Source organism: Thermomicrobium roseum DSM 5159, from assembly GCF_000021685.1.
In the GTDB taxonomy this organism is placed as follows: domain Bacteria; phylum Chloroflexota; class Chloroflexia; order Thermomicrobiales; family Thermomicrobiaceae; genus Thermomicrobium; species Thermomicrobium roseum.
Map to the genome: position 1 here is coordinate 402366 of NC_011961.1, position 23353 is coordinate 425718.

23 protein-coding genes and 1 riboswitch are annotated in these 23353 nt (G+C 66.7%); of the genes, 13 read left to right on the forward strand and 10 right to left on the reverse strand.

What is annotated here, in order from left to right; translation table 11 throughout:
- Positions 1 to 122: 122 nt before the first annotated feature.
- The gene (locus TRD_RS13910) at positions 123 to 1433 is read left to right on the forward strand and encodes an RNA polymerase sigma factor (RefSeq protein WP_012642865.1); all 1311 of its coding nucleotides are present in this window, start codon (positions 123 to 125) and stop codon (positions 1431 to 1433) included.
- 299 nt (positions 1434 to 1732) lie between these two features.
- On the opposite strand, the gene TRD_RS14920 is transcribed toward TRD_RS13910, so the two are convergent.
- Both TRD_RS14920 and TRD_RS11085 read right to left on the reverse strand, forming a co-directional pair.
- Complete coding sequence (locus TRD_RS14920) at positions 1733 to 2065, reverse strand: hypothetical protein (protein WP_169302311.1); 333 nt, start codon at positions 2063 to 2065, stop codon at positions 1733 to 1735.
- 144 nt (positions 2066 to 2209) lie between these two features.
- Positions 2210 to 2395 (reverse strand): hypothetical protein, encoded by a 186-nt coding sequence (locus tag TRD_RS11085; RefSeq protein ID WP_143714784.1) that lies wholly within the window; start codon positions 2393 to 2395, stop codon positions 2210 to 2212.
- 203 nt (positions 2396 to 2598) lie between these two features.
- Between TRD_RS11085 and TRD_RS15000 the strand changes: the two genes are divergently transcribed.
- The 4 genes from TRD_RS15000 (at position 2599) to thiI (ending at position 7319) form a co-directional block, all read left to right on the forward strand.
- On the forward strand, positions 2599 to 4032 hold the full coding sequence (locus TRD_RS15000; RefSeq protein WP_143714785.1) for an autotransporter: 1434 nt from the start codon (positions 2599 to 2601) through the stop codon (positions 4030 to 4032).
- Between the two features lie 145 nt (positions 4033 to 4177).
- Positions 4178 to 5368 (forward strand): DUF11 domain-containing protein, encoded by a 1191-nt coding sequence (locus tag TRD_RS11100; RefSeq protein ID WP_012642641.1) that lies wholly within the window; start codon positions 4178 to 4180, stop codon positions 5366 to 5368.
- A gap of 493 nt (positions 5369 to 5861) precedes the next feature.
- Complete coding sequence (locus tag TRD_RS11105) at positions 5862 to 6044, forward strand: Rdx family protein (protein ID WP_012642931.1); 183 nt, start codon at positions 5862 to 5864, stop codon at positions 6042 to 6044.
- A 51-nt stretch (positions 6045 to 6095) separates the two neighbouring features.
- Positions 6096 to 7319: a tRNA uracil 4-sulfurtransferase ThiI gene (thiI, locus tag TRD_RS11110; RefSeq protein ID WP_012642758.1), complete on the forward strand. Its 1224-nt coding sequence runs from the start codon at positions 6096 to 6098 to the stop codon at positions 7317 to 7319.
- On the opposite strand, the gene TRD_RS11115 is transcribed toward thiI, so the two are convergent.
- The 7 genes from TRD_RS11115 to TRD_RS11145 all read right to left on the reverse strand — a co-directional run bounded on the left by TRD_RS11115 (position 7259) and on the right by TRD_RS11145 (position 15038).
- On the reverse strand, positions 7259 to 8110 hold the full coding sequence (locus TRD_RS11115; protein WP_226980757.1) for a PrsW family intramembrane metalloprotease: 852 nt from the start codon (positions 8108 to 8110) through the stop codon (positions 7259 to 7261). The genes thiI and TRD_RS11115 overlap by 61 nt on opposite strands.
- A gap of 232 nt (positions 8111 to 8342) precedes the next feature.
- The gene (locus TRD_RS11120) at positions 8343 to 8618 is read right to left on the reverse strand and encodes a hypothetical protein (RefSeq protein WP_012643129.1); all 276 of its coding nucleotides are present in this window, start codon (positions 8616 to 8618) and stop codon (positions 8343 to 8345) included.
- A gap of 212 nt (positions 8619 to 8830) precedes the next feature.
- Entirely contained in the window at positions 8831 to 10438 is a 1608-nt protein-coding gene (locus tag TRD_RS11125) for a flotillin family protein (protein WP_012642456.1), read from the reverse strand.
- A complete protein-coding gene (locus tag TRD_RS13915; protein WP_012642840.1) occupies positions 10435 to 10989 on the reverse strand; it encodes an NfeD family protein in 555 nt (184 codons plus the stop codon). Before TRD_RS13915 ends, TRD_RS11125 begins: the two co-directional genes overlap by 4 nt.
- Before the next feature lie 297 nt (positions 10990 to 11286).
- Positions 11287 to 12825: an ethanolamine permease gene (gene eat / locus TRD_RS11135; RefSeq protein ID WP_012643070.1), complete on the reverse strand. Its 1539-nt coding sequence runs from the start codon at positions 12823 to 12825 to the stop codon at positions 11287 to 11289.
- 30 nt (positions 12826 to 12855) lie between these two features.
- Positions 12856 to 13638, reverse strand: a complete 783-nt coding sequence (locus tag TRD_RS11140) for a glucose 1-dehydrogenase (RefSeq protein WP_012642487.1) — start codon at positions 13636 to 13638, stop codon at positions 12856 to 12858.
- A gap of 14 nt (positions 13639 to 13652) precedes the next feature.
- The gene (locus tag TRD_RS11145) at positions 13653 to 15038 is read right to left on the reverse strand and encodes a glutamine synthetase family protein (RefSeq protein WP_012642857.1); all 1386 of its coding nucleotides are present in this window, start codon (positions 15036 to 15038) and stop codon (positions 13653 to 13655) included.
- Between the two features lie 475 nt (positions 15039 to 15513).
- Here TRD_RS11145 and TRD_RS11150 point away from each other — a divergent pair, with 475 nt between their 5' ends.
- The 4 genes from TRD_RS11150 (at position 15514) to TRD_RS11165 (ending at position 19993) form a co-directional block, all read left to right on the forward strand.
- A complete protein-coding gene (locus TRD_RS11150) occupies positions 15514 to 17004 on the forward strand; it encodes a hypothetical protein (RefSeq protein WP_041437297.1) in 1491 nt (496 codons plus the stop codon).
- A 29-nt stretch (positions 17005 to 17033) separates the two neighbouring features.
- Positions 17034 to 17438 (forward strand): hypothetical protein, encoded by a 405-nt coding sequence (locus TRD_RS11155; RefSeq protein ID WP_012643255.1) that lies wholly within the window; start codon positions 17034 to 17036, stop codon positions 17436 to 17438.
- A 142-nt stretch (positions 17439 to 17580) separates the two neighbouring features.
- A riboswitch (cyclic di-GMP riboswitch) is annotated at positions 17581 to 17667 on the forward strand.
- An 89-nt stretch (positions 17668 to 17756) separates the two neighbouring features.
- Entirely contained in the window at positions 17757 to 18851 is a 1095-nt protein-coding gene (locus tag TRD_RS15005) for a hypothetical protein (protein WP_041437299.1), read from the forward strand.
- Positions 18852 to 19072: 221 nt separating this feature from the next.
- Positions 19073 to 19993 carry a DMT family transporter gene (locus TRD_RS11165; RefSeq protein ID WP_041437665.1) on the forward strand — a complete coding sequence of 307 codons (921 nt, stop codon included), beginning with the start codon at positions 19073 to 19075 and terminating at the stop codon, positions 19991 to 19993.
- Here TRD_RS11165 and map read toward each other — a convergent pair.
- The gene (gene map / locus TRD_RS11170) at positions 19990 to 20739 is read right to left on the reverse strand and encodes a type I methionyl aminopeptidase (RefSeq protein WP_012642796.1); all 750 of its coding nucleotides are present in this window, start codon (positions 20737 to 20739) and stop codon (positions 19990 to 19992) included. The genes TRD_RS11165 and map overlap by 4 nt on opposite strands.
- 242 nt (positions 20740 to 20981) lie before the next feature.
- Here map and TRD_RS15010 point away from each other — a divergent pair, with 242 nt between their 5' ends.
- The 4 genes from TRD_RS15010 to TRD_RS11190 all read left to right on the forward strand — a co-directional run bounded on the left by TRD_RS15010 (position 20982) and on the right by TRD_RS11190 (position 23161).
- Entirely contained in the window at positions 20982 to 21506 is a 525-nt protein-coding gene (locus TRD_RS15010; protein WP_012642595.1) for a CHRD domain-containing protein, read from the forward strand.
- Positions 21507 to 21519: 13 nt separating this feature from the next.
- Positions 21520 to 22020 carry a cupredoxin domain-containing protein gene (locus TRD_RS13920; protein WP_012642713.1) on the forward strand — a complete coding sequence of 167 codons (501 nt, stop codon included), beginning with the start codon at positions 21520 to 21522 and terminating at the stop codon, positions 22018 to 22020.
- A 182-nt stretch (positions 22021 to 22202) separates the two neighbouring features.
- On the forward strand, positions 22203 to 22751 hold the full coding sequence (locus tag TRD_RS11185) for a hypothetical protein (RefSeq protein WP_012642659.1): 549 nt from the start codon (positions 22203 to 22205) through the stop codon (positions 22749 to 22751).
- The gene (locus TRD_RS11190; RefSeq protein WP_012642780.1) at positions 22748 to 23161 is read left to right on the forward strand and encodes a nuclear transport factor 2 family protein; all 414 of its coding nucleotides are present in this window, start codon (positions 22748 to 22750) and stop codon (positions 23159 to 23161) included. Before TRD_RS11185 ends, TRD_RS11190 begins: the two co-directional genes overlap by 4 nt.
- Positions 23162 to 23353: the final 192 nt, after the last annotated feature.

Sequence of the window (23353 nt, forward strand, 5' to 3'; positions counted from 1 at the left end):
CACCGCTCTGACGGTTGGCCGCGGTGTTAGACTCGTAGCGATTTCTGTCGGATACCCTGAAAGCCCACCTACCCGATCAGTTACCGTTCGACGATGGACAGGGAAGCGAGTTCCAGCGAGCGATGACCAGCCGAACGACACTCGTCCACAAGCAGCCACCGGATCTCACCGACGACGAGCTCGTCGCGCGGTTCCGGGCGGGGGACCGCGAGGCGTTCGCGCTGCTCTACGAGCGCTACGTCGACCGGGTTTACGACTTCGTCGCGCGCCTGGTGCGCGATCGGGAGGCGGCAGCTGACCTCACTCAGGAGACGTTCCTGAAGGCGATGCAAGGGCTGCGGGCTCGCCACGTCCAAGGCTCGCTGCGCGCCTGGCTCTTCACTATCGCGCGCAACACCGTCATCGACTACCAGCGACGCCAACGCACGACTGCGTTTTCGCAGCTCCCTTCCCCGGAGGGGGAGGAGTGGGAGCCGGAGCTCCCAGCCAGTGGACCCGAGGCTGAACCAGAGGAGACGGCTCGGCGACGCGAGCTGGCTGAGCTGGTCTGGCAAGCGGCGCGCGGGTTGCCGCCCAGTGATTACACCATCCTGGAACTGGCGCTCCGGCATGACCTCACGCCGGCCGAGGTTGCCCGCGTCGTCGGTGTCCGGCGAGGTGCGATCAACACCCGTCTCAGCCGGGTACGCGATGCGCTGGAGGAGAGCTTCACGGTTCTCCTGCTGGCTCGCCGCGGGCGCGAGGACTGCCCTGAATTGGCGCGCCTGTTGGAAGGCGTCGTGCTGCCGCTGGGGTTGACGCCCGAACTCCGGCGCGCGGTGGCGCGCCATGTCGACCAGTGCGAGATCTGTCAGCGCAACCGCCGGGCCATCAGCGCAGTCGATCTCCTTCCAGCGCTGGCGCCGATCCTGCCGGCGCCAGAGATCCGGGAAAAGATCCGCCAGTCGCTCGAGCAGGCGCTGGCGACACCTGCTTCGGCACCGCACCCCGTGCAGAAGCTGCAGGAATGGCTCCGGCAGTCGGCCTGGGGGAAAGCACTCGCGGGTCTGGTGGCGGGGATGGTGGTGCTCGTCTCGGCAGGCTGGGCCTACCTGAGTTGGGGTACCGCGCCAGTGAAGGTGGAGACCCGCAATTGTCCGCCGCTCGAGCTGCGCCTGGCGGGACCGGCGGCGCTGGCTGGTCGTGCGCTCGGGGTGCCGAGCCTCCTGGCTCCGGGGCAGCCGGCGAGCTTCCGGCTTCCGGCCGGTGAAATCGAGGTCCAGGTGAGCGAGCGCGAGGCGACGCTACGGCTCGCCGGCATACCGGTACGGATCCGGATCCTGGCCGATCTCGCAGCGGTCAGCTGGGATGGGGAAGACCTGCTCGGACAGGGGCCAGTACAGCGGCAGGTCGCTCGCTCGGCACGGCAGGCGGTGGTGCTCGTCTGTCGCTGAGCGATGCGGTGTAACCGGACCGGGTGCTCGTTCGTTGTATGGGATGAGCACCCGGTCAGTGTTTTGCGAGCGGAAAGGGGGAAGAACTGCCGAAACGAGCGTAATCCGGTCCCGTGCAGGGTGAGCGTGACGACGTATCCGGCAGGTGCGCCGGCACGACAGAAAACGAAAGGAGGATAGATCAGCATGCTCCGCAGCGGGCGATGGCTCGCCATCATTGTGACAGCCGGCGCACTGGCCTGGGGTGCCTGTGGCACTCCGGCGACGCCGGTACCAGCGACTGCGGTGCCCATGACAGCTCAGCCAGCCACGACGGGGACCCCATCCGAGTCCGGTAGCAGCACTGTCTCGCCACCGCAGGTCGCCACGGTGCAGCCAGCGAGCGTGGCTACGCCACCCGCCGTGAGTTCGGGACTGCTCTCACCGGTCTCGTCATCGTCCTCGTCGTCCCCGACGGTGACGCTGACGTCAACGCCGACGCCGAGTCCGACACCAGCACCCACACCGACTCCGACCGCGACGCCGAGTCCAACGCCGACGCCGACCCCGACCTCCACACCGACAGCGACACCGACTCCGGGCAACGATACCCCGCCGACAACGACAGCGGGGTGCGATCTCGCAGTCAACATCGGTCTCCTCGAGACGATACCAGGCAAATACCAGGTCAGCATCGGACTGAACAGTGTGGGAGGGGCGAGTTGCCCGGCGCCGACGACGCTCAGCCTGAGCGTTTCGCCGAGCGGTGCGCTGAGCTTCGGCCCGCTGGGGTTGGCCTACGAGTACAACGGGACGGCCAGCTGGAGTTGCAGCGGAACGACCTGCACCGCGGCGGGGACGATCCCCGGTAACCCGCCCGGCACCATGTACCAGGTCGGCTTCCAGACGATGGCGACGTTGTCGGGTGGATCAGCACAGCTCTGCGCGACGGTCGCGAACGGTGCGGACGCGAACACGGCCAACGACAGCTGGTGCGAGACGGTGCCATGAGAAGTGCAGCCAGCAGGCAGAAGGCCGAAGGCCGCGCTTCTGATCCGAGGTCGCACCAGCAACGGGCCGGACAGCTGGTCAGGTTGGCGTCTCGCATCAGTCGGACCGTGCCGGTGCGACACGTGGTGCTGGGCGAGCGCAGGACGCTCTGCCTGGAGAGAGGGAGGTCATGATCATGCGACAGCGGTTCCGAATCCTGCTGGTACTCGTGGTGGCAGCTGCGCTCGTGCTCGGCGCGTGCAGCGGCTCGCTGCTCGGAAACCCGACGCCTGTCCCGTCTCCAATAGCTGGGATCGTGTGTCCACCAGGAACGGTCGGCTCGACACTGTCGGTCGGTCCAGGGCAGTCGCTGACGCCCCGCCCGCAGATGCTCGTAGGGTGGGCGCCGTCTTTCATCTATACCAGCACGCTTCCCTCTCCTTCCACCGCGAATTCCGGGTCACCGAAATATGTCCTCCACAGCTTCCTGAACGTTCCCGGAGCCGGCACTATCGTCGCTGGATCGGTCACCGCTTGGATGCGTCCTCTGGTGGATAATGCGAACGATCGCATCAGCGTATTGGATCCCTTGGGCGGCGTCGGTTCCAGTTACCCGCAGAGTTTGCTGGTTCCGAGCGTCGCCGCACCATGGACGACTGCAAACTATCCAACCTTCGTCCCCATCACCATGCAGCTCACGTCCACAACGCTCAATCTTCTCAACGCGAACGGATTTTTGGACATCGTGGTCGGACCGACTGCTCAAGTTCAATCACTCAACCTCACGGTGTGTGTACCGCTGCCGACGCCGACACCGACCAAGACGCCGCTCGCGCTCACCCCGAGCGGTGTGGGTACCGTGACCGGCCCGTCGACCGCACTCGATGGTGGAGCTGCGCCCACGCCGACCCCCAAGCCTTCTCCGGTCGGGACGATCGTCGTAGGCGGCAATCCGACCTGCATCCCCGGTGACGAGTGCTGGCCGACTCCAACCCCGACCGTCGTCAAGAAGCCGACGATCGCGCTGCCGACGATCGTTCTGCCGACGCCGACCCCGACCGTCGTCAAGAAACCGACGATCGTCGCAAACGTGACGCCGATTACGCTGCCGACGCCCACGTCAACTCCCACCGCGACGCCGAGCCCGACGCCTACACCGACTCCGACCGCAACGCCGAGTCCAACGCCGACGCCGACCCCCACCCCCACACCGACGCCCACCGCGACCCCGACGCCGGTTCCCACCCCTACGCCGCTGGCCGCCTGCGACATGGCCGTCGACAAGGTGATGCAGCCGACCGGACAGCCGAATGTCTATACGGTCGTCGTCGTGGTGTCGAACGTGGGGAGTGGCCCGTGTCCAGCTGGCACCCAGGCGGTCGATAACCCAGGGGCGAACATCACGCTGAGCGGACCACTGACGATCACCCAGACGGGTGGGACGGTTTCGTGGAACTGTGTCGGCTTCGCCTGCACGGCCCAGAATCCGATCCCGCCTGGCTACGTCGCACAGTTCAGCTTCACGGCGACGGTGAATCAGAAGCCAGCCACCAACTGCGTGCGGGTGACCGTACCGCAGAGTGCAGACGTCAATATTAACAATAATTACTACTGTGTCACCGTGCAGTGACCGCGCGGTCACGTTCACAAACGCTCAGTCGGTGCGGAGCTAGCCTCGAGATCGGCTGGCTCCGCACCGTCGGCAACGGGATCAGTACTATCCTTAGGCGTATGCGTTGCGGTCGAGCGAGCGGCCGCAGCGCAGGAGCGAGACGATGCGGACGACCACTCGTGCAGGGTGCCGATCGAAGACAGCGGTGATCGTACTGGTCGCGGTGGCCTGGCTCCTCGCTGCCTGTGAGGGAACACTCGTTCCGCTGGTGACCCCGAGCCCGCTCGCCGAGCGCGGTGTGACCCCATCACCGGCGGTCCCCTCCAGCCCGGTTCCTCCGTCACCACCGCTGGTCCAGGCCAGCCCCACGGCGATCGTGTCGACGCCGGCTGTGCCGTCGGAGACAGCAACCGCCGAGGCGACACCGGCACTCGTGCCGACCGTCACCGTGCGGCCCGCGCCGACGGTCGCGAGCCGGCCGACTTCTCCCGCTCCGTCCACCGGCACCCCCATCCTGACCAGGCCGGTCGTGGGGGAACCGGGTGAGACGCCGACTCCGGTCGGAACCTGCGACCTGGCCCTGGACAAAACGGTCTCACCGCTCGCCGTTGGCAGGACGGTCGTCGTGACGCTCACGGTGCAGCAGCGCGGGACAGCGGTCTGCCCGACTGGTGCTTTGGTCAGTGATCCGCTGCCGGCGGGATTCCAGCAGGAGTCGACGATCCGCATCGTCGAGACGGGCGGTACGGGGGCGTGGCAATGCGACGGCACGACCTGCCGGGCCGGTGAGCCCCTCCCGCCTGGCTACAGTGCGACCTTCACGTTCACGGTCAGCGGTGAGCCAGGAAGTGCGGCCGAAAACTGCGCGCTCGTTTCAGTCGCGAGTGACGCCGATCCGGCCAACGACGCGCGCTGCGTCACGCTTGGACCTTTCCCCACCCCACCTGTCGCGCCCACGCCGAGTCCGGTCGCCTGCCTCTTCGGTTTCGAGAAGGCGATCCGCCTCGGTGGACCGATCACAGGAGGACAGACGGGAAGCGCGACGGTGACCATCAGGATCCGCAACGCTGGCCCGGAGGAGTGCACGGTGCGCTGGCCGGAGTTCGTGGTGGTCGATGTCTTGCCCGCTGGGATGAGCCTGAGCGGCGCGGTCCGTCTGAACGTGGCCGCTTGGAGCTGTGGTACGAGCGAGAGAGCGTTCCAGTGTAGTGGCCCTCCCCCGCAGCCGGGCAGCGAAGTAATCGTGACGGTGGACGTGGCCGTGGCCGCCGAGGCAGAACGGGCGGTGAATTGCGCCACGCTCGACCCGGTCGGGGCACAAGCCTGCGCGGTACCGAGTTACAGTCGCGGATGAGGACGATCGGCTCGGCGGGTAGCGCGAGGCGTTCCCTCCGGAACGACAGCGGAGCGGTCGTCATGATGCGCGCCTCGCTGGGCCGGTGTGCCGAGCAGCGATCCGATACGCGTCAGCCACCGGTGCTGACGCGCATGACGTTGTCAGTAGGCGCGGCTCGGCGCTCGCGCCGATGGCTCGTTCGGAGGCCCGCGGAAGAGAGAGGGTCGAGCAACTGCGGTGTGACGATTCTCCGCGTGGGTGTCGCTGAGCGGTGGGCGTGGTCTGGAGCCGAGGAGCCTAGCGCATCGTGCTGAGACGAGCGAGCATCTCCCCCACGAGCGCGGCCGGGGTATACTGGGGAATCTAGGGATGGCGGGAACGGTCCGTCACACCGAGCAGCGAGCGTCGACGGATCGTGGGGACAGAAGCCAAGCGGGGGTCGACCGTGGAGCATCGGATTCGGATCGAATACTGCACGAGCTGAGGATATCGTGGACGAGCCACCCGTGCGGTGGAGTTGCTTTTGGACAAGTACGAACTTCAGATCGGTGAGATCGCTTTGGTCCCCTCGTCGGGTGGGCGTTTCGAGGTCACGGTGGACGGGGAGTTGGTCTTCTCCAAACTGGCTCAGAAGCGCTTTCCGGAGGACGAGGAACTCATCGAACTGGTCGGAGCGCGGATCAGCGCGAACTGACCGGCTCGACGCCTGGCGAGACGGCGATGCGCTGCGAGCGGGAGGTGGAACATGAGCGAGCGATTCACCCCGCTCGTGATCGTCCGCGTACACGAACTCGCGCTCAAAGGACAGAACCGACCCTTCTTCAAGCGAGCGCTGTACGAGAACCTGTCGTACGCACTACGTGACCTGCCGGTCTCGCGCATCCAGGAGCGTGCGCTGCGCTTCATCGTCCGCCTGACGGATCCCGCGGCGTGGCCGGAAGTCAGCGAGCGGCTGCGGTGGGTCTTCGGAGTGGCCAACTTCTCGCTGGGGCTGGAGACGGCCTTGACGGTCGAAGCGATGGAACGGGGTCTCCACGAGCTCCTCGACCGCTATGGCCCGCCGCAGGGGAGTTTTCGCATCCGCGTCAAGCGCACCAACAAGAGCTTCCCGCTCACCTCGCCGGAGCTGGAGCGCGAGTTGGGACGCCTCGTCCAGAAGCGGACGGGCGCACCAGTCGATCTCAGCGAACCCGACGTAACCTATACCGTGGAAGTGTTGTACGACCGCGCGTTGGTGAGCGGCGATGCGCTCCCTGGCCCGGGTGGACTCCCGATCGGCGTCAGCGGGCGGGTAGTCGCGCTGTTGTCCGGGGGCTTCGACTCTCCGGTCGCGGCCTACCGGCTCATGAAGCGTGGATGCTTCGTCACGTTCGTGCACTTCCACGCCTACCCCTACGTCCGGCCGATTTCGATCGAAAAGGCGGTCGAACTCGCTCGTCACCTCTCGCGCTTCCAGCCGCCGAAGAATCGTTTGATTGTCGTGCCGATCGGCGACGCGCAGCGCGTGATCGCGCTGGCTGCCGAGCCGTCGCTCCGGGTCGTCCTCTACCGGCGCCTCATGCTGCGCATCGCCACGGCGATCGCCCACGAAGAAGGAGCGGGGGCACTGGTCACCGGCGAGAGCTTGGGGCAGGTCGCGTCGCAGACACTGGAGAACATGCGGGCGATCGGCGCGGTAACCGATCTGCCGCTCTTGCGCCCGCTAGTAGGGAACAACAAGGACGAGATCATCGCCGAGGCGGTGCGGATCGGTACCGAGCCGATTTCCCGCGTTCCCGACGACGACTGTTGTACCGTCTTCGTCCCGCTACATCCGGCGACGCGGGTGACGGTCGAGCAGGCGGAGGCAGCCGAGCAGGCCTACGATGTCGCAGCGCTGGTGGAGCAGTGCTTGGCCCGGCGCACTGTCTACGAAGGCGATCCGTTCCGCTGGGACCCGCTCATGGCACTGGCTGCCGCGACCGCTTGACGGCGTGCTTCCCGGTACCGACGCGCGAGCAACGTCACGCTCGACAGGGCGACCAGAGCGCTCAGGACTTCGATGCTTAGCCAGTCGACGCGGGTAACGCTGCTCTTGATCTGGAATGTATCCCAGAGCGTGTGCAGTGCGACAGCGAGGAGGTAGGCACCGAGGGTGGCCCGCGTGAGTCCGGCGTGGCCGTGGTGCACGCGCTCGCGCCAGAGTGTTGCCGTCACGAGGGCGGTCCAGGCTGCATGGCCAGCCGGGGAGAGGAACCCGCGAACCAGCAGGACGAACTCGGCTAGCTCGACGTTCCCGCGGGAGGCGATGAGCGCAGTGAAGGCGTATCCGAGTGTTTCCAGCGCCGCGAAGCCCATACCACTCGCGAGACCGAAGAGCAGACCCGCCATTTCCGAGCGGTAACGCCAGCGGAGGAAGAAGACGAGCGGGGCGATCAGCTTCGCGGCCTCTTCGATCAGACCGACGGCCAGGAGCGGGAGGAAGCCGAGTGTGCGATAGGTGTCGTACTCCAGCATACCGGCAACGATGACGCCGAGCGCACCGCCCCAGAGGAAGTTCCAAGCGACCGCGCTGGGTGGGATCCGTTCCGGCAGTGGATGCTCGTAGACCCAGAGGACGAGGACGACGGGAACGAGAAAGGCGCCGAGCACGAGCAGGGAAGGAACGAAGTTCGGATTGCCGGTTGCCTGGTACACATTGTTGAGGGCATAGAACAAGATAAGCCCACCGAAGAGGACCTGAATCCAGCCGTGGGTGAGCGTGGAGCGTATCGCTTGCACAGACTCTGCCTCCGTGTTCGGCTGTGTCGCACGGGCCGCCGAGAACCAGGTGTCGCTCCTGGAAGTGTGCTGCGCCACGACAGCTCCCGCTCGGCTGACTCACGGGGAGACGGCACGTCAGCGGCTGATCGCGCGTCTCGAGCGGCCGGTACCTCGCTCGGTCGATCCGGATGCCGATCCGAGGCGAAGAAGGCGTCGCACGCCTGCGTAGCCGGAGCAATGGCCAAGCGGCTCACCGCTTGCGCGAGAGGAGCGTGAGCATGGTGCGCTCGACGTCTGCCGGAAGCTGCAAGGCGAAGCCCTCAGCCGTGAGGAGATGCCCGTTCTCGGTATGGCCACTCGCGACGGGAACCAGTTCGCCACCTTCGAGACGCCAGAGCGTGAAACCGGCCTCGATCTTCCCGTGATAGGGAACAATCTCCAGGACGTAACCGTCACCGGAGAGCATGACCGGTCGAAAACGGTGCTTCTTGAGCTGGTCGAGCAAGCGAGCGGCGAGCTTGTTCACGAACCGAGTACTCCTTCACGAGTCGATCGTCGATCGGATCGAGGTACGGCCGGTCGCGAGACTGCCGCAGCGAGGGCGGTCACGCCGGGCTCACCCATTGTACCGTTCCGGGACGAGGATGGCGCGCTCGGGCGAGCGTGACGGGTGACGCACGAGACAGACCGGGACGCACGATCTCACGGCTGAGCAGCGATGCGGCGCCGCTCGACTGGCTACGTCGTGCTCGCAGGGTCGGGTCCCGGTGGATCGCTCGCCGCACCGTCGGCAGCTGGTGTCGCTGCCAGCCGATCCCGCACCGCGGTCGTCAGGTCGACACCGGTCACCGCGCTGAACCCTTCGACGAGTTGCTGGACGATGACCGGGAGCTGCGTCGCGTAGCGCCCGAGTGCGCTCGTGCCGTCTCCAGCGGCACCGGAATCGAACACGACCACCCGCTCGACTTGCGCCAAGGGACGTGCTGCGGCTTCGACGATCCTGGGTAGTTGCTCGACGAAGGCCTGGTACATGAGGAGCTGCATGGCGATCGGACCATAGTGATTGAGGGCGTCGGCCAGTGCGCGCTTGCCATCGGCTTCGGCGAGGAGTGCAGCGCGTTGCCCCTCGGCCTGGGCGAACAGTTCGGCCTGGAGGGCCTCAGCCAGTGCCTTTTTGGCTTCCGCCTCAGCTTGACCGATTTGGCGGATGCGAGCGGCTTCCCCAGTGCCCACCAGTTCCCGCTCGCGGGCTTCCGCTTCGGCGCGGACGACCTGTGCCTGGCGTTCTCCTTCGGCCCGCAGGATGGTGGCCTCTCGTTCTGCCTCGGCGCGGATGATGGTGGCGCGTCGCTCCGCTTCGGCGCTCTTGAGGACAGTCGCTTCCAGCTCTTTCTCGCGGCGGCGGGCTTCGGTTTCCTGCACGGCGATAGCCGCTTCGGTGCGAGCCAGTTCGACCTGTTGCTCGGCGACGACGACCTGGCGTCGGGCCTCGGCTTCGGCCAGGGGGCCAGCCTGGGCAGCACGCGCTCGTTCGGCCTGCACCTCAGCCTCGTAACGGGCCTTGCGCACCTCCGCTTCTTTCTGCGCCGCGGCGATTTCCGCTTCGGCCATGGCTTCAGCGATGGCAGCTTGTTGCAGCGCTTGCGCGCGCCGAACCCGTGCGTCACGCTCGGCTTCTGCTTTGCCGACCTCGGCATCGCGCTTGACTTCAGCGGTCCGTCGCTGGCCGAGCGCGTCGAGATAGCCCTGCGGGTCGCTGATCTGCTGGATGGTCAGGACGTCGATCTCGATTCCCATCCGCGAGAGATCCTGTGCCGACTCGGCGGCGAGGCGTTGGGCGAAGGCTTGCCGGTCAGCGTTGATCTGCTCGACCGTCAGGGTGCCGAGGATCGAGCGCAAGTGTCCTTCTAGAGTCTGGAAGATGACGCTCCGGATCTGGTCTTGTTCCATACCGAGGAAGCGCTCGATCGCGTTCATCAACATCTGGTCGTCGGACCCGATCTTGACATTGGCGACGGCGTCGACGGAGACTGGAACACCTTCCTTGGTATAGGCTGAGGCGATCTTGAGGGGGATGGTCATGACGTTGAGGGAGAGGAAGTCGACGCGTTCGACAATCGGGATACGGATGCTCGAGCCGCCCTTGATCAGCCGGTAACCGACGGTGCGCCGCTCCCCGGTCGTCGGGTCAACGATGGTGCGCCGGCGCCCCGAGAAGACGGCGACCATGTTGGGCGGGACCTTGATGATGTTACGGCTGACGATCGCGAGGAGTGCGGCGAAGGCGAGAAAGACGAGCAGGATGGCGAAGAGTGCCTGGAAGACGTCGGGGAGAGGGAAGTTCATCGAGACTCTCCTCTCGCGTCACGACCCTCGACGGCAGTCGCCTGCTGCAGGGGCTCGACCAAAAGGACGGTTCCAGCCAAACCGGAGACACGGACCAACTGGCCAGCGGGGATCGGGATTCCACGCGAGCTGCGGGCGAGATACTGACGAGTGCCGGTCGGGCCACTGATCACAACGTAGCCTGGCTGGTCGGCCGCGATCGGGACGGTCACTTCGCCGGTGCGACCGAGGAGATCCTGGAGCGAGAACTCGGTGGTCGCCTGTTGCCGGTAGAGGAGAGCGACGAGCAGCCACGCAGCCAGACCGAAGGCGAGACCGCTGCCCGCAGCGGCGAGCGCACCCCAGAGGACCGGTACGCGGAAGAACGTCATGAGGAGCCCGGTCGCACCGAAGGCAGTGAGGGCGACGGCGATCACCTTGCCATTGAAGGGCCCGATGCCGTCGTCACCGACGTCGAAGATGTCCGCGATCTCGCCGATGAGAACAGTGAGCGCCAGGAAGGCGAGACCGACCAGTGCGATGACGAGATAGGTAATCGCGAGCAGGCTCACCGAGTATTCTCCCGAATTGGCAAAAGTATGCCCGGCTGTGCCCGCTCGGTCAAGCGGACGGTACGGTCGACCTGGTCGAGCAACTGATGAGCGGCATGGTGGAGCTGAGTGCTCGGCTGCCGAGCGCCGGGCTCTCTAGGATGACTGCGACGTGACCGCGAACTCGTCCGCGCGAGCTGGACGCTCGTCCCGGCTGGCTCGCCTGTCGCAAGAGGCGGGGCGGACAAAAGACTCGGCGCGGATCGACCGCGCAGTCGACCGCGCCGAGCCGGCTCATGGGTTGAGGATCGGCGCGTCTTACCGCGCCTGCTCCTCCATGCGACGCCGCTCTTCCTCCGATTCGAGCTCCACGTACTGGTGCTTGAGCTCCTTTTCGGCTTCCAAGATGAGCGCGACCTCCTCTTCCGGTGCCTGGGCGACCAGGCGATGCCGCGAATACAGGGCGAAGTAGAGGAGGGCGATCACGAGGAAGAAGGCGACACCCAGCACGCCTGGGCGGTAGTCCTGGATGGAGAAGGTCGCGAACAGAGCAAGGATGGCCAGGGCGGCACCGATGGCTGCGCCCGGAATCCCGAAGGGGCTCTTGTACGGGCGTGGCAAGTCGGGGCGGGTGATCTTGAGGCGGATGTAGGCGAGCATCACCGCGGCATAGGAAATGACTGCGCCGAAGACCGCCATGTTGAGGAGCGCGGCACCGACGATGCCGGTTCCGAACTGGTCGATGATCACTGCGCAGAGGAGACCGATGATGGCGCCGGCGATGAGTGCCCGGTGCGGCGTGTGCGTCTTCGGGCTGGTCACCGAGAGGAAGCGCGGGTAGTAGCCGGCGCGCGAGAGGGCGAAAATGACCCGGCCGTAGGCATAGATGATGGTGTGGAAGCTCGCGATCAGTCCGGTGAGGGCGATGAGCGTCAGCACCGTCGTCGTCGCTCCGGCACCGAAGACCGCCTGGAAGCCATCGGCCAAGGGCGCACTCGACTCGCCGATTTGCTTGGCTCCGCCGTTGACGCCGGAGTTGAAGACGAGCGTGAAGACCGACAACGCGAGCAGTGTGAAGATACCAGTGATGAGGCCCTTCGGCATGTCACGGACGACATCGTGAGTCTCTTCGGCGGCCAAGGGCAGTTCCTCGATCGCGAGGTAGAACCAGATGGCGAAGGGGATGGCCGCGAAGATGCCGAAGAAGCCTTGCGGCAAGAAGGTCGAGCTACCGGCTCGGTCAGGATTGGGTTCGATGTTGAAGACGAGATCCCAGCTGAAAGCGCCGCTGGCGACCGCGCCGATGTAGAAGATCACGAGGATGAGCATGGCGAGAATGGTGACGACGAGTCCGACGCGCAGGGTGATCTCGACACCAGCGATATTGATAGCGACGAAGACCATGTAGAACAAGAGCCACCAGAGCCAGACCGGGACCTGCGGGAACAGGGTATTCATGTAGCCACCGATCCCGACCACGATCACCGCTGGAGTGATGACGTACTCGATGGTGTCGGTGACGCCGACGAGGTAGCCTCCCCACGGACCGAAGGCGCTGCGCGTGAACGAGTAGAAGCCGCCTGCGTGGGGCAGGGCGGTCGTCAGCTCAGCGATGCTGTACACCATGAAGAGGTACATCAGCGCCATGAGCACGGTCGCGATGAGGAGACCGCCGAAGCCGCCAGCACTCAGGCCGAAGTTCCAGCCGAAGAAGTCACCGGAGATGACCGCTCCCACCCCGAGCGCCCAGAGAAGCACCCAGTTGGCATGGCGGCGAAGTTTGCGTTGCTCGAGATACTCCTGTCCGACTCGCTCGTAGCGGACCCCGCCGCGCTCGATCGTCGGTTGCTCACCCATCTCGCTTCCCTCCTCTCGTTGACTCGCTGATCACTCTTCCGGTGTGATGTAGGCGGCGGTGATGCCGCCATCGACCAGGAACGCTGTCGCGGTCACATAGGACGACTCATCGGACGCCAGGAACAGCGCCGCCTGTGCCACCTCGCGCGCCTGGGCGAAGCGTCCCATCGGGATGTGCACCAGTCGGCGTTGCCGCTTGGCCGGATCGGAGAGGATCGAGCGCAGGAGCGGTGTATCGACCGGTCCCGGGCAGAGCGCGTTAGCCCGGATGTTCTTGCGGGCGAACTCGATGGCGATCTCCCGCGTCATGGCGAGCACGCCTCCCTTGCTCGCCGTGTAGGCGATCTGGGGTACGGCTGCTCCCATCAGGGCCACGAAGCTCGCCGTATTGATGATCGAGCCGCCCCCGGCCCGCAGCATGGCCGGGATGGCGTACTTGCAGCCGAGGAAGACGCCCTTCAAGTTGACCGCCATCACGCGGTCCCAGACTTCTTCGGGCGTGTCCACTACCGACCCATCCTCGTCAGGGAAGATGCCAGCGTTGTTGAACATCACGTCAAGCTTGCCGTACGTGTCTTCGGCGGTACGAACCAGCGCCTCGACCTCCGCGGCCTTGGTGACGTCCGTCCGGACGAAGATCGCCTCGCCACCAGCCTCGCGGATGAGGCGTACAGTCTCCTCGCCGCCCGCCACGTTGACATCGGCGACGACCACCTTCCCGCCCTCCTGGGCGAAGAGGATGGCCGCCTCGCGCCCGATTCCCGATCCTGCTCCAGTGATGATGCACACTTTGCCAGCCAGCCGGTTGCCCATCGTTACCCCCTCCCTCAGCCGCGCTCGAAGTACCGGTACAGCTCCCAATCGGTCACCACGGCGTCGAACGTCTCCTGCTCGACCCGCGCCATGTTGACGTAGTGCTCGACGACGAGCTCGCCGAAAGCGCGGCGGGCCAGTTCGCTGCGCTCGAACTCGACCATCGCCTCGGCGAGGGTGCGCGGAACACGGACGACGTCGCGGGCTTCGTAGGCGTTGCCGCGGTACTCGGGCGGCAGGGGAAGTTCTCGCTCGATCCCGTCCAGCGCGGCGGCGATCATCGCGGCATAAGCCAGGTACGGGTTGGCGTCGGCGCCCGGAAGGCGGCTCTCGACGCGCAATGACTGGCCGTGGCCGACGATGCGAAAGCCACAGGTGCGGTTGTCGCGTCCCCAGACGACGTTGACCGGTGCCCAGCTAGCGACGGCGTAGCGCTTGTACGAGTTGACGTTGGAGGCGACGAAGAGCGAAAGTTCCCGGGCGTGGGCGATGAGTCCGGCGAGTGCGTGCTGCATCAGCTTACTCATGTGGTAGGGTTGCCCGTCTGCCTCGTAGAAGAGGTTCCGCTCGCCCGCGCTGTCCCAGATGCTCAAGTGGATGTGGGAACTGGAGCCGGTCCAGGTGTGATGGGGCTTGGCCATGAAGGTGACTGCCACCCCATTGAGGTAGGCGATCTCCTTGACGCCGTGCTTGAAGAGCACCGCACGATCGGCCGATTCGAGCGCCTCCGCGTAGTGGATGTTGATCTCGTGCTGGCCAGCCGCTGCCTCCCCCTTCGAGAACTCGATCGGGATCCCAGCAGCCGTCATCAGGTTGCGGATCTGCCGGTAGATCGGTTCCGCTTTGGTTCCCTGGAAGAGGTGATAGTCCTCGTTGTACCAGCCGTAGGGGTGCAGACCACGGTACCCCTTCTCGTACGCCTCGTCATAGGAGTCCTTGAGGAGGTAGAACTCCAGCTCGCTCGCCATCATGATGCGGAAGCCCATGGCTGCGGCGCGCTCGACCTGGCGGCGGAGGATCGTCCGGGGGGCGACCGGGATCAGCTCACCGGTTTCCTCGTCGACCGCGTCGGCCAAGACGAGCGCGGTTCCCTCCAGCCAGGGGATACGCCGCAGCGTGGCGAAGTCGGGACGGGCGACCCAGTCACCGTAGCCGGTCTCCCAATTCATCAACCGGTAACCGCCCGGTGTGGTCATCTCCATGTCGGTACCGAGGAGGTAGGTGCAGAAGTGGGTGCCGTGGGCGCGGACGTGCTCGAGGAAGAAATCGGCGCGGACGCGCTTCCCCATGAGGCGTCCCTGCATGTCGCAAAGCGCGTTGATGACCGTATCGATCTCGCCACTGGCGACCAGGTGCTCCAGTTCGTCCAGGGTCAAGAGACCCGTCGTATGCTCGCTCATCGATGCGCTCCAACTCCCTTCGCTCGTTGCCTCACCGATCGGCCGGAGGTGAGTCAGCGGGCGGGGGGTGACGGCTACCGCCGGCTAACCAGCAGCACTGGCAGCCATGGAGACGCGGTGACCTTCTGCACTGCATGGGTCGCGTGCGATCCTTCCTCGACCGTGCCGAAAAATCACCACCCCGCCCAGGAGCACCATGCCCCCGGCTCGCACTCCGCACGGATTCCAGAATCGATAGGAGCCGGACACACCGCTACAGTGCCGTGTCCGGCTTGTCCAGAGCTCTCTCGCTGCCACAAACCACAGTAACGGGTGTGTGGGCTGCTGTCAAGAGGCTCATCTGACAAACGGTACGGGATGCACCGCGCATGGGAGTGACGGTGCGGGTGTGCACCGGGGTAGCGAACTGGATACGGCTCGAGTAGGATCGTCGGTTGTCGAGTCGCAAGCGGCGCGGTGCGGCGCGGAGGATGCAGTGGCGGAGCCGGAGGAGGTCGCAGAGCCGATCGAACGGCAGCGTGCGGGGCGTTGGCTGCTCGTCGTCGTCCTGGTCGCTGCTGTGGCCTGGGCACTGATCGCATTTCGCTACCTGGAGCGCCTTGCTCCTTTGACCGGCGACGAGCCGTACTACGTGATGACAGTCATCTCGCTGCTGGAGGACTTCGACCTGGATGAGGCGAACCAGTACGCTGAGCGCGCCTGGCTGCGCTTCTATCCTCCGAGGCCCCTTCCAGCCGACTGGCGAGGGTGGCCGGCTTTCCCCTGGGAGTTGCCCCCGCACCCTGCGCAGGCGGCCCGACCGGGACTGTACAGCAAGCACGGGTTGGGACTGACGGTGCTCATCGCCCTGCCCTGGGCGGTAGCCGGACGGGTGGGGGCGATGGCGACCGTCGGGGCATGCGGCATCCTGCTGCTCGTCCAGCTCTTCTGGCTGGCCCGCGAAGTGGGGGCGAGTCCGCGGCTGGCTGCGCTGCTCGCGCTCGGGTTGGGCCTGGTCATGCCGATCGGCCCCTACGCGCTGCTCCTGTTCCCCGAGGTGCCGGCCGCGCTGTGCTTCGTCTACGCGGTGCGGCGAGCGAGCGAGCGAGCGAATCGCTGGTGGCAGTGGCTCTTGGCCGGGGGTGCGATCGGCTTTCTACCGTGGCTGCACCAGCGCTTCCTCATCAGCGCGGCACTGCTCGGCGCGGTCATTCTCGGGCGGGCAGTGGCGGCCCGGGCAGGGCGCGGCTGGGGAGCCGACTGGCCAGGGGCGCTCTGGGGCGTGCTTCCGGCTCTGGTCGGCGGGCTGGGGATCCTGGGCTTTGACCTGTGGCTCTACGGAAAGCCGTACCAGAACCCGGCCGATCATGCCGGGTTCGCGGGGCCGCTCGGGACGCTGAACGGTGCCTTTGGATTGCTGCTCGATGCCCAGTGGGGACTCCTGATCGCGGCACCGGTCTTTCTCGTGGCCCTAGCCACGCTGCACTGGTGGGCGGCTCGCCAGCCGCAGCGTTTCTGGCTGACAGTGGGGGTCGTCGCACCCTATCTCGGGTTGGTCGCTGCCTACCGGGTCTGGTGGGGCGAATGGGGTCCGCCGGCCCGCTACCTGGTGCCGGTGGCTGGCTTTGCGGTCGCCCCCTTGGCCTGCTGGTTGGTGACGGCACGCCCCTGGCAGTGGCTGATCGCCGGGCTCGCCTGGAGTTGGGGAGCGCTCCTCTCCGTCGTGGGGTACCTGGATCCCCAGCGCTTCTACCATCATCCGGATGGAGTCAACAAGCTGTATCGGACGCTGGACAGCTGGCTGGGGACGCAGCTGGCGGAACGGCTGGTTCCGTTCCAGCCGTACGCGGCAGCGCCGGCGGAGGAGCGGCTGCGGGCAGCCCTGCTCACGGTCATCGCGTTGCTAGCACTCGTGGCGTTGGCTGGGCCACCCGCGTGGCAGCGCGTGTGCATTCTGACCGACGAGAAGGCACAACGAGTCGGGTAGAATGGCTCTGGCAGGCGAGGGGGTAGACAATGGTGCAGTGGTGGCGGGGCCGACGCTTTCAACCTAAAGAGAAGGTGAGCGAACCGCGGACGCCGGGCGCCTGGGTGCTGACGGTCCGGTCGGCGCCCTTGCGCTACGACGAGTTGCGTCAGCTCGTCGAGTCGACCGGTGAAGCCCGAGTCTACTTCGGGGAAGCGTTAGCGTACCTGCAGGGCGAGGCAGTGGCGCTCTTACGGATCGAGGCGACCGGTTTCGAGTGGGTCCGGCGGTTGTACGACTGGTGGCAGGTCGCCCAGCTGCGGGACGCGGTGCCGTTCGACGTTCGCTTTTACGTGCGCGACCGCGAGTTCGTAGGCAGCTTCCGAGAGGACCAGCTCCAGGAGCTTCTGGCGCGGCTAGTGGAACGTGCCCCGCGGGTCGAGCGAGCGGCCTGAGGTGGTGAGCGCAACTGACCAGTTCGTGCTCACAGCTCGTCCGCGGAGTGGTACTTTCGTACCTTGCTTCTGGTCATGCGATCGCATATGCTAGGAATAGGACGATCGGGGGAGGAATGATCCCCCGGAACTCCTGACGGACCGACACCCCGGAGGCGAAGAAGCGCTGCCTGAGCGTTGGGCGCCAGTGGGCAGCGTGGAGCCAGTGGCGCACCCGGCCGGGATATCCTGGTCGGGTGCGTGTTTTCTGGGAAGCGAGAGGAGGCAGGGAGCAAGCGATACCACGTGTCGATGTACTCCTGCGAGAGGGGGACAGTGATGAATCGACAGACGAACCAGAATGGGAAGCCACGAAGCACGATAACCTGGGTCGCGACCTTTCTGAGCCTCGCGCTCCTGGTCGCGAGCTTGGCGCTCGCGCTCGGATCGGGTGAAGCCGTGGCGAAGCCTTCGAAGACACCGACCCCGACCCCAACGGCGACACCGACGCCGAGCGGCACGAAGCCGATCTCGATCAAGGCTAGCCATCAGAATTACCAGAAGTCTTGCAAGAAGGATGAAGAGATCGAGTGGCACTTCGTCATCACGCAGATTGCGAATAGTAGCCTCGCCCCGGGATCGATCACTGCGCAGTTCCAAAACGCTGGGACCGTAACGATCGGGTTGGACAAGTTCACTGGCGGTACAGCGCACTACACCTACTATACGAGTAGCCCCGAGACGCTGATCGATGCCTGGGCGACGATCTATGCGGGGTGGGATGGCCAGTTCAATCTCAGTCATGCTAAGTGCGTCCGCTCCACGTCGACACCGACCCAGGTGACGACGCCGGTCGGGACGCCGGAGCCGACCGCGACGCCGACGCCGGAGCCGACCGCGACGCCGACGCCGACACCGACGCCGACCGCGACACCCACCCAGGTCACGACGCCGGTCGGGACGCCGGAGCCGACCGCGACGCCGACGCCGACACCGACGCCGACCGCGACACCCACCCAGGTCACGACGCCGGTCGGGACGCCGGAGCCGACACGGACCCCGCCGCGCGCGACACCCACACCGCCGCGCGCGACCCCAACCCCGGTGACCACGCCGGTCGGGTCACCGGAGCCGACGCGGACCCCGCCGCGCGCGACACCCACACCGCCGCGCGCGACCCCGAGCCCGGTGACCACGCCGGCGAGCGAGTCGGCCGGTGCCACGGCGACGCCGACGTCGGTGAGCGAGGCGTTGCCGGCGACGGCCGAGCCGACCCAGACACCGCAGCCGCCTGCGGCGGCCGGGCAGGTCCTGCCCAAGACGGGCGGTGGTCCGGGTGGGAGCATTCTGGTCGGGTTGCTCGGCTTGGCCGGTAGCGTGCTGGCGGCGACCGGATTTGCGCTCGAGGCACGACGCCGCCGCGCGATGCGCTGATCTCCGCGATCGACCAGCGAAGCTCACGAGCGGGCTCGGGAGGACTCCCGGGCCCGCTTCCTGTTCCCCAGCGTCCGACCAGCACTGCTGGCTAGTCCATCGTGCCGGCGAGCTTCCACCGGCTGGTGCGGGACCAGCTGCTTCGGCGTGCCAGCACGGGGTGCGGTGCTGAGCGAAAAACGAGCCGTATACTGCGGCTGGTGAGCCGCGGGGGTGGAGCGGTGACGCGAGGTCAGCTCGTCCAGCTGGTTCTCCTGGGGACGATCTGGGGGAGTTCCTACCTCTTCATCAAGCTTGCGGTGGCGGGCATCCCACCGCTCGCCCTGGTCGAGGGGCGTCTTCTCCTCGGCGCGCTGGTGCTGCTCGCCGTGCGGTGGGTGACCCGTCAGCCATGGCCGTCACGGGCAGTGTGGCTGCACCTCGCGCTCATGGCGGTGATCGGGAACGTCGTGCCATTCCTGCTGATCGCCTGGAGCGAGCAGCACATCGATTCCGGCCTCGCGTCCGTCCTGAACGCCACGACACCGTTCTTCACGGTCCTCTTCGCCGTGCTGATCTTCCGAGCCGAACGGCTCACCCAGGCCAAAGCGATCGGCCTGACGCTCGGCTTTCTCGGTGTGGCCGTCCTCAGCGGGGCGGACCTGGCGGCAGTGGGCGCCGCTTCGACACAGGGTCAACTGGCCGTGCTGGCTTCCAGCGCCTGCTACGGTCTGGGTTTCGCCTATGCGCGCCGTTTCCTGCGCGGGGCGCCGCTGGCTTTGGCCGCTGGCCAGATCGCGCTGGCCGCGCTGATCCTGCTTCCGCCGGCGCTCGCGACCGAGGATCTCGCCGCGCTGCGCCCGGGTCCCGTGGAAATCCTCTCCCTCCTCGCCCTGGGAGTCGCCAGCAGCGGCTTGGCCTACGTGCTCTATTACCGGCTGATCGCGGCTGCCGGCGCGGTGATCGCTTCCCTGGCGACGTATCTGATGCCGCCGGTGGGAGTCACGCTGGGCTGGCTGGTGCTCGGTGAACCGGTGGGCTGGCGCCTGCTGGTCGGCATCATCCTCATCCTGTTGGGGATGGCGGTCGTCCAGGGGCGAGCCGGTTGGTCGGCCTGGCGAGGGCGCACGGCACGCGCGAGTACCCTGCTGGCTGACGATTAGGGCAGGGTGAGGATCTCCGGGCCGTTCTCGGTGATGGCGACGGTGTGCTCGAACTGGGCGGAGAGACTGCCGTCCGCCGTAACGACTGTCCAGCGATCGGGGAGGACACGGGTCTCCGGTCGGCCAGCGGCGATCATCGGCTCGATGGTGATGACCATACCGGGCCGGAGAAGGGGTCCCTGACCGGGGGGACCGTAGTGCGGAAGCATCGGTTCCTCGTGCAGGCTGCGGCCGATCCCATGTCCGTACAGGTTACGGATGACCGAGAAGCCGTGTGCCTCGACGTGCTGCTGGATAGCGTGGGAAATATCGGTCAGTCGCCGACCGGCATGCGCCTGGGCGATGCCGATCTCCAGCGCTTCGCGGCAGACGCGCAGGAGCTTCTCGGCCTCCGGGGAAACCCGCCCCACGGGAACGGTGATCGTCGCGTCCCCATGGTAGCCGCGGTAGCGGGCACCGACATCGATCCCGACGATATCCCCCTCGGCGAGCATGCGCGAGCCGGGGATGCCGTGCACGACTTCCTCGTTGACCGACACGCAGATGGAGGCCGGGAAGCCGCGGTAGCCCTTGAAGGAGGGCACCGCACCGTGCCGGCGAATGATCCGCTCGGCGATCCGGTCGAGTTCGGCCGTGGTGATACCGGGGCGGACCGTCTCGGCGAGCGTGGCTAGGACTTCGGCGACGATCTTGCCAGCCTCGCGCATGAGGCGGATCTGCTCGGGACGCTTGAGAACGATCGCCACGCCTCGCTCCTCCAGTTGGCCGCTGCGACGCGGCCAACTGGAAAGTATACCACTAGTCTGCCCGTCGCACCGGCCGGGCGGTTCGTGCTCGAGGTAGCTGGCGTGATCGCGGCGACGTGGTTCCCGTCGGCCGCGCTGACGAGTGATGTGGCCGTGCGTCCGGTCGTACGCAGCGCAATCCGGAAGGCTCGCTCGCCCGTATGGCTGATGGACGGTTACCGAGAGAAGCGAGGGAGGAAGTTATGCAGCTGTTCGGACGGGCGATGGTTCTGGTGCTGGTCGCGCTGGCCGTCTTCGCGCTGCCGGTGGTGGCGCAGGAGTCGGTGACGATCCCGCTCGGCGAGCAGAGCGGTTCGGGGCAATCCGGTACAGCGGTGCTCACGGCGATGGGAAACCAGACACGAGTGGTGGTGACGCTCTCCAACCCGCCAGCTGGCGTCGCACAACCGGCGCACATCCACGAGGGGACGTGCGCGAACTTGAACCCGAAGCCACGTTATCCGTTGCAGAGCCTGATGGACGGACGATCGGAAACGGTGGTCGATGTGCCTTTGACTGATCTCCTCGCTGGTCAGTTCGCGATCAACGTGCACAAGTCGCAGCAGGAGATCAGCACCTACGTGGCCTGCGGTGAGATCCGGGCCCAAGTGGCGCCAGCCACCGGTGCAGGGCCGCACGCGCTGCCGGGCTGGTCGATCGCAGCGGCGCTGCTGTCAGGTCTCCTCTTCGTCGCTAGTGGGTTCGGTCTGCGGCTGGTCCGACGCTAGAAGGGGTTCGGTGATGCGTCGCTCCTGGCCGATCGTCGCTGTCCTCGCGGTGCTCTTGGTCGCCGGATGTGGTGGGCGCCCGAACAGCGGCACCGTGCCCAGTGGGGCCAGTGGTTCAGGGTACGGCGGACCCTACGACTATGGCCCGGGGTACGCCACGAGCGTACCGACCCCTGCCGCTGCTGCTTCACCGAGCGCACCGCAAGCTCTCAGCCCGGCACCTGGGGCGGCTGCGCCGACGGCGATCCCGACTGTTGCGGAAGGGGGAACGGTCGAGATCGCGGTGGTGAACTTCGGTTTCCAGCCGGCCGAGGTTACCGTCGCTGCCAGCACGACCGTTGTCTGGCGCAACGTCTCGCCGACGACGCATACGGTGGCGGCGAAGAACCGCTCTTTCGAGAGCGAGTTCATCGAGCCGGGCGGCTCGTACTCGGTCACGCTCCGCGAGCCAGGAGTCTACGACTATGAGTGCACGCTCCACCCCGAGATGCTGGGACGCATTATCGTCCGTTGAGAGATAGGGTATGCTTGCCCGGCGGTCGAGGAGCGTGGCGAGGACGCTCGCGGATGTATTGTCCAAGCTGTGGGACGGAGCAGCCGCCAGGGCCCGTTTGTATCGCCTGTGGACGATCGTTCCGGCGCCAGGCGGAGCTCCCGAGAGGACCGCGCCCGGTCCGGCGGTACCAGCGTCGCGGGATGAGTGGTCGCTTGCTGGGATGTACCACCACGCTCGTCGTCGGGCTGGTCGTCGTCCTGGCGGCGGCTGCCTTCTTGACGCGCGAGCCGGCTCGCGCACCGGTCGAGGAAGCGGGGGCGAGATCCAGCGTCGCGGCGGCGCCCTCCTCGGAGGTGCCCAGCGGACAGGACACGTCGCCGGTCGCCGGTAATCGAAGGGTACGGGTCACTGAAGAGGAACTCAACCGGTGGCTGGCCGAGCACGCAGCCGAATTGCGTCCGGCCAGTGACCCACAGGCCGAGATCGACGTGGACGGGATCGCGCTCCACGTGCGGATCTACGGGTGGGGAGCGACCTACCGCGCCCGACCGGTGGTACGGGATGGGCGCCTGGTTCTGGAGGATGGACGGATCGAAGGGCCATTGGGCTTGGGGATGGGTGCCGAGAGCGTGACGGCCCGGTTGCAAGCGGCGTTGGACGAGCGACTGGCACGTGCGGGGCTGCGGCCCGTGGCGGCCGAGCTCCAGCCGGGCACGCTCACGGTGGAATTCGAACCGGTCGAAGGATGAAGGCGGGCGGACAGGCGAGCGATCCGGTCGCAGTCGTGCGGGCAGTGCTGGCAGCGCTGAATCGGGGAGACCTGGAGACAGCGCTCGGCTACTGTGCCGATGACATTGTCCTGTGGGCACCGGGACCGACTCCATCCGGCACCGAACTCCGGGGCAAGCAGGCCCTCCGGGCTTTCCTGGAGGCGAGCGAGGCGACCTGGCCGGACAGCTGGGCAGCGGTGCGGACGCTGGTGGCTGACGGCGATGAGGTCGCCGTCGAGTTGGTGGCGACAGCGACGCACGCGGGGGACCGGGTGACGCAGCCGATGGCGGCCTTCTTCACGGTGCGCGACGGGCTGATCGTGCGCCAGGCCTGCTACTTCGATTTGGCCGGGTTGCTGGCGCACTTGCGGGAACGTGGGCTGGCGTAGCGGCGTCCCGGCGGGTGAATCGAGCTCGCGCCAGGACCGGGAGAGGTCATGGCCGCGGGGGGCTGCCGGACAGTCCGGGTGTGCTCGGCCGGGAACAGCGGGAGTCGCGCTGGCAAGGAGTGCGGCGAGCAGGGTGGCTTGCCGAGTGGGATCCGGGCGACGGGAGGGGCGTCTGCTCGCGCACCTGACGGG

Bases quoted from the DNA above. Each gene is read 5' to 3' on its own strand.
- TRD_RS13910 (WP_012642865.1), top strand. From the start codon at position 123: ATGACCAGCCGAACGACACTCGTCCACAAGCAGCCACCGGATCTCACC.
- TRD_RS14920 (WP_169302311.1), bottom strand. From the start codon at position 2,065: ATGTTGACTGCGAGATCGCACCCCGCTGTCGTTGTCGGCGGGGTATCG.
- TRD_RS15000 (WP_143714785.1), top strand. From the start codon at position 2,599: ATGCGACAGCGGTTCCGAATCCTGCTGGTACTCGTGGTGGCAGCTGCG.
- TRD_RS11100 (WP_012642641.1), top strand. From the start codon at position 4,178: ATGCGGACGACCACTCGTGCAGGGTGCCGATCGAAGACAGCGGTGATC.
- thiI (WP_012642758.1), top strand. From the start codon at position 6,096: ATGAGCGAGCGATTCACCCCGCTCGTGATCGTCCGCGTACACGAACTC.
- TRD_RS11125 (WP_012642456.1), bottom strand. From the start codon at position 10,438: ATGAACTTCCCTCTCCCCGACGTCTTCCAGGCACTCTTCGCCATCCTG.
- eat (WP_012643070.1), bottom strand. From the start codon at position 12,825: ATGGGTGAGCAACCGACGATCGAGCGCGGCGGGGTCCGCTACGAGCGA.
- TRD_RS11140 (WP_012642487.1), bottom strand. From the start codon at position 13,638: ATGGGCAACCGGCTGGCTGGCAAAGTGTGCATCATCACTGGAGCAGGA.
- TRD_RS11145 (WP_012642857.1), bottom strand. From the start codon at position 15,038: ATGAGCGAGCATACGACGGGTCTCTTGACCCTGGACGAACTGGAGCAC.
- TRD_RS11155 (WP_012643255.1), top strand. From the start codon at position 17,034: ATGGTGCAGTGGTGGCGGGGCCGACGCTTTCAACCTAAAGAGAAGGTG.
- TRD_RS15005 (WP_041437299.1), top strand. From the start codon at position 17,757: ATGAATCGACAGACGAACCAGAATGGGAAGCCACGAAGCACGATAACC.
- TRD_RS15010 (WP_012642595.1), top strand. From the start codon at position 20,982: ATGCAGCTGTTCGGACGGGCGATGGTTCTGGTGCTGGTCGCGCTGGCC.
- TRD_RS13920 (WP_012642713.1), top strand. From the start codon at position 21,520: ATGCGTCGCTCCTGGCCGATCGTCGCTGTCCTCGCGGTGCTCTTGGTC.
- TRD_RS11185 (WP_012642659.1), top strand. From the start codon at position 22,203: ATGAGTGGTCGCTTGCTGGGATGTACCACCACGCTCGTCGTCGGGCTG.
- TRD_RS11190 (WP_012642780.1), top strand. From the start codon at position 22,748: ATGAAGGCGGGCGGACAGGCGAGCGATCCGGTCGCAGTCGTGCGGGCA.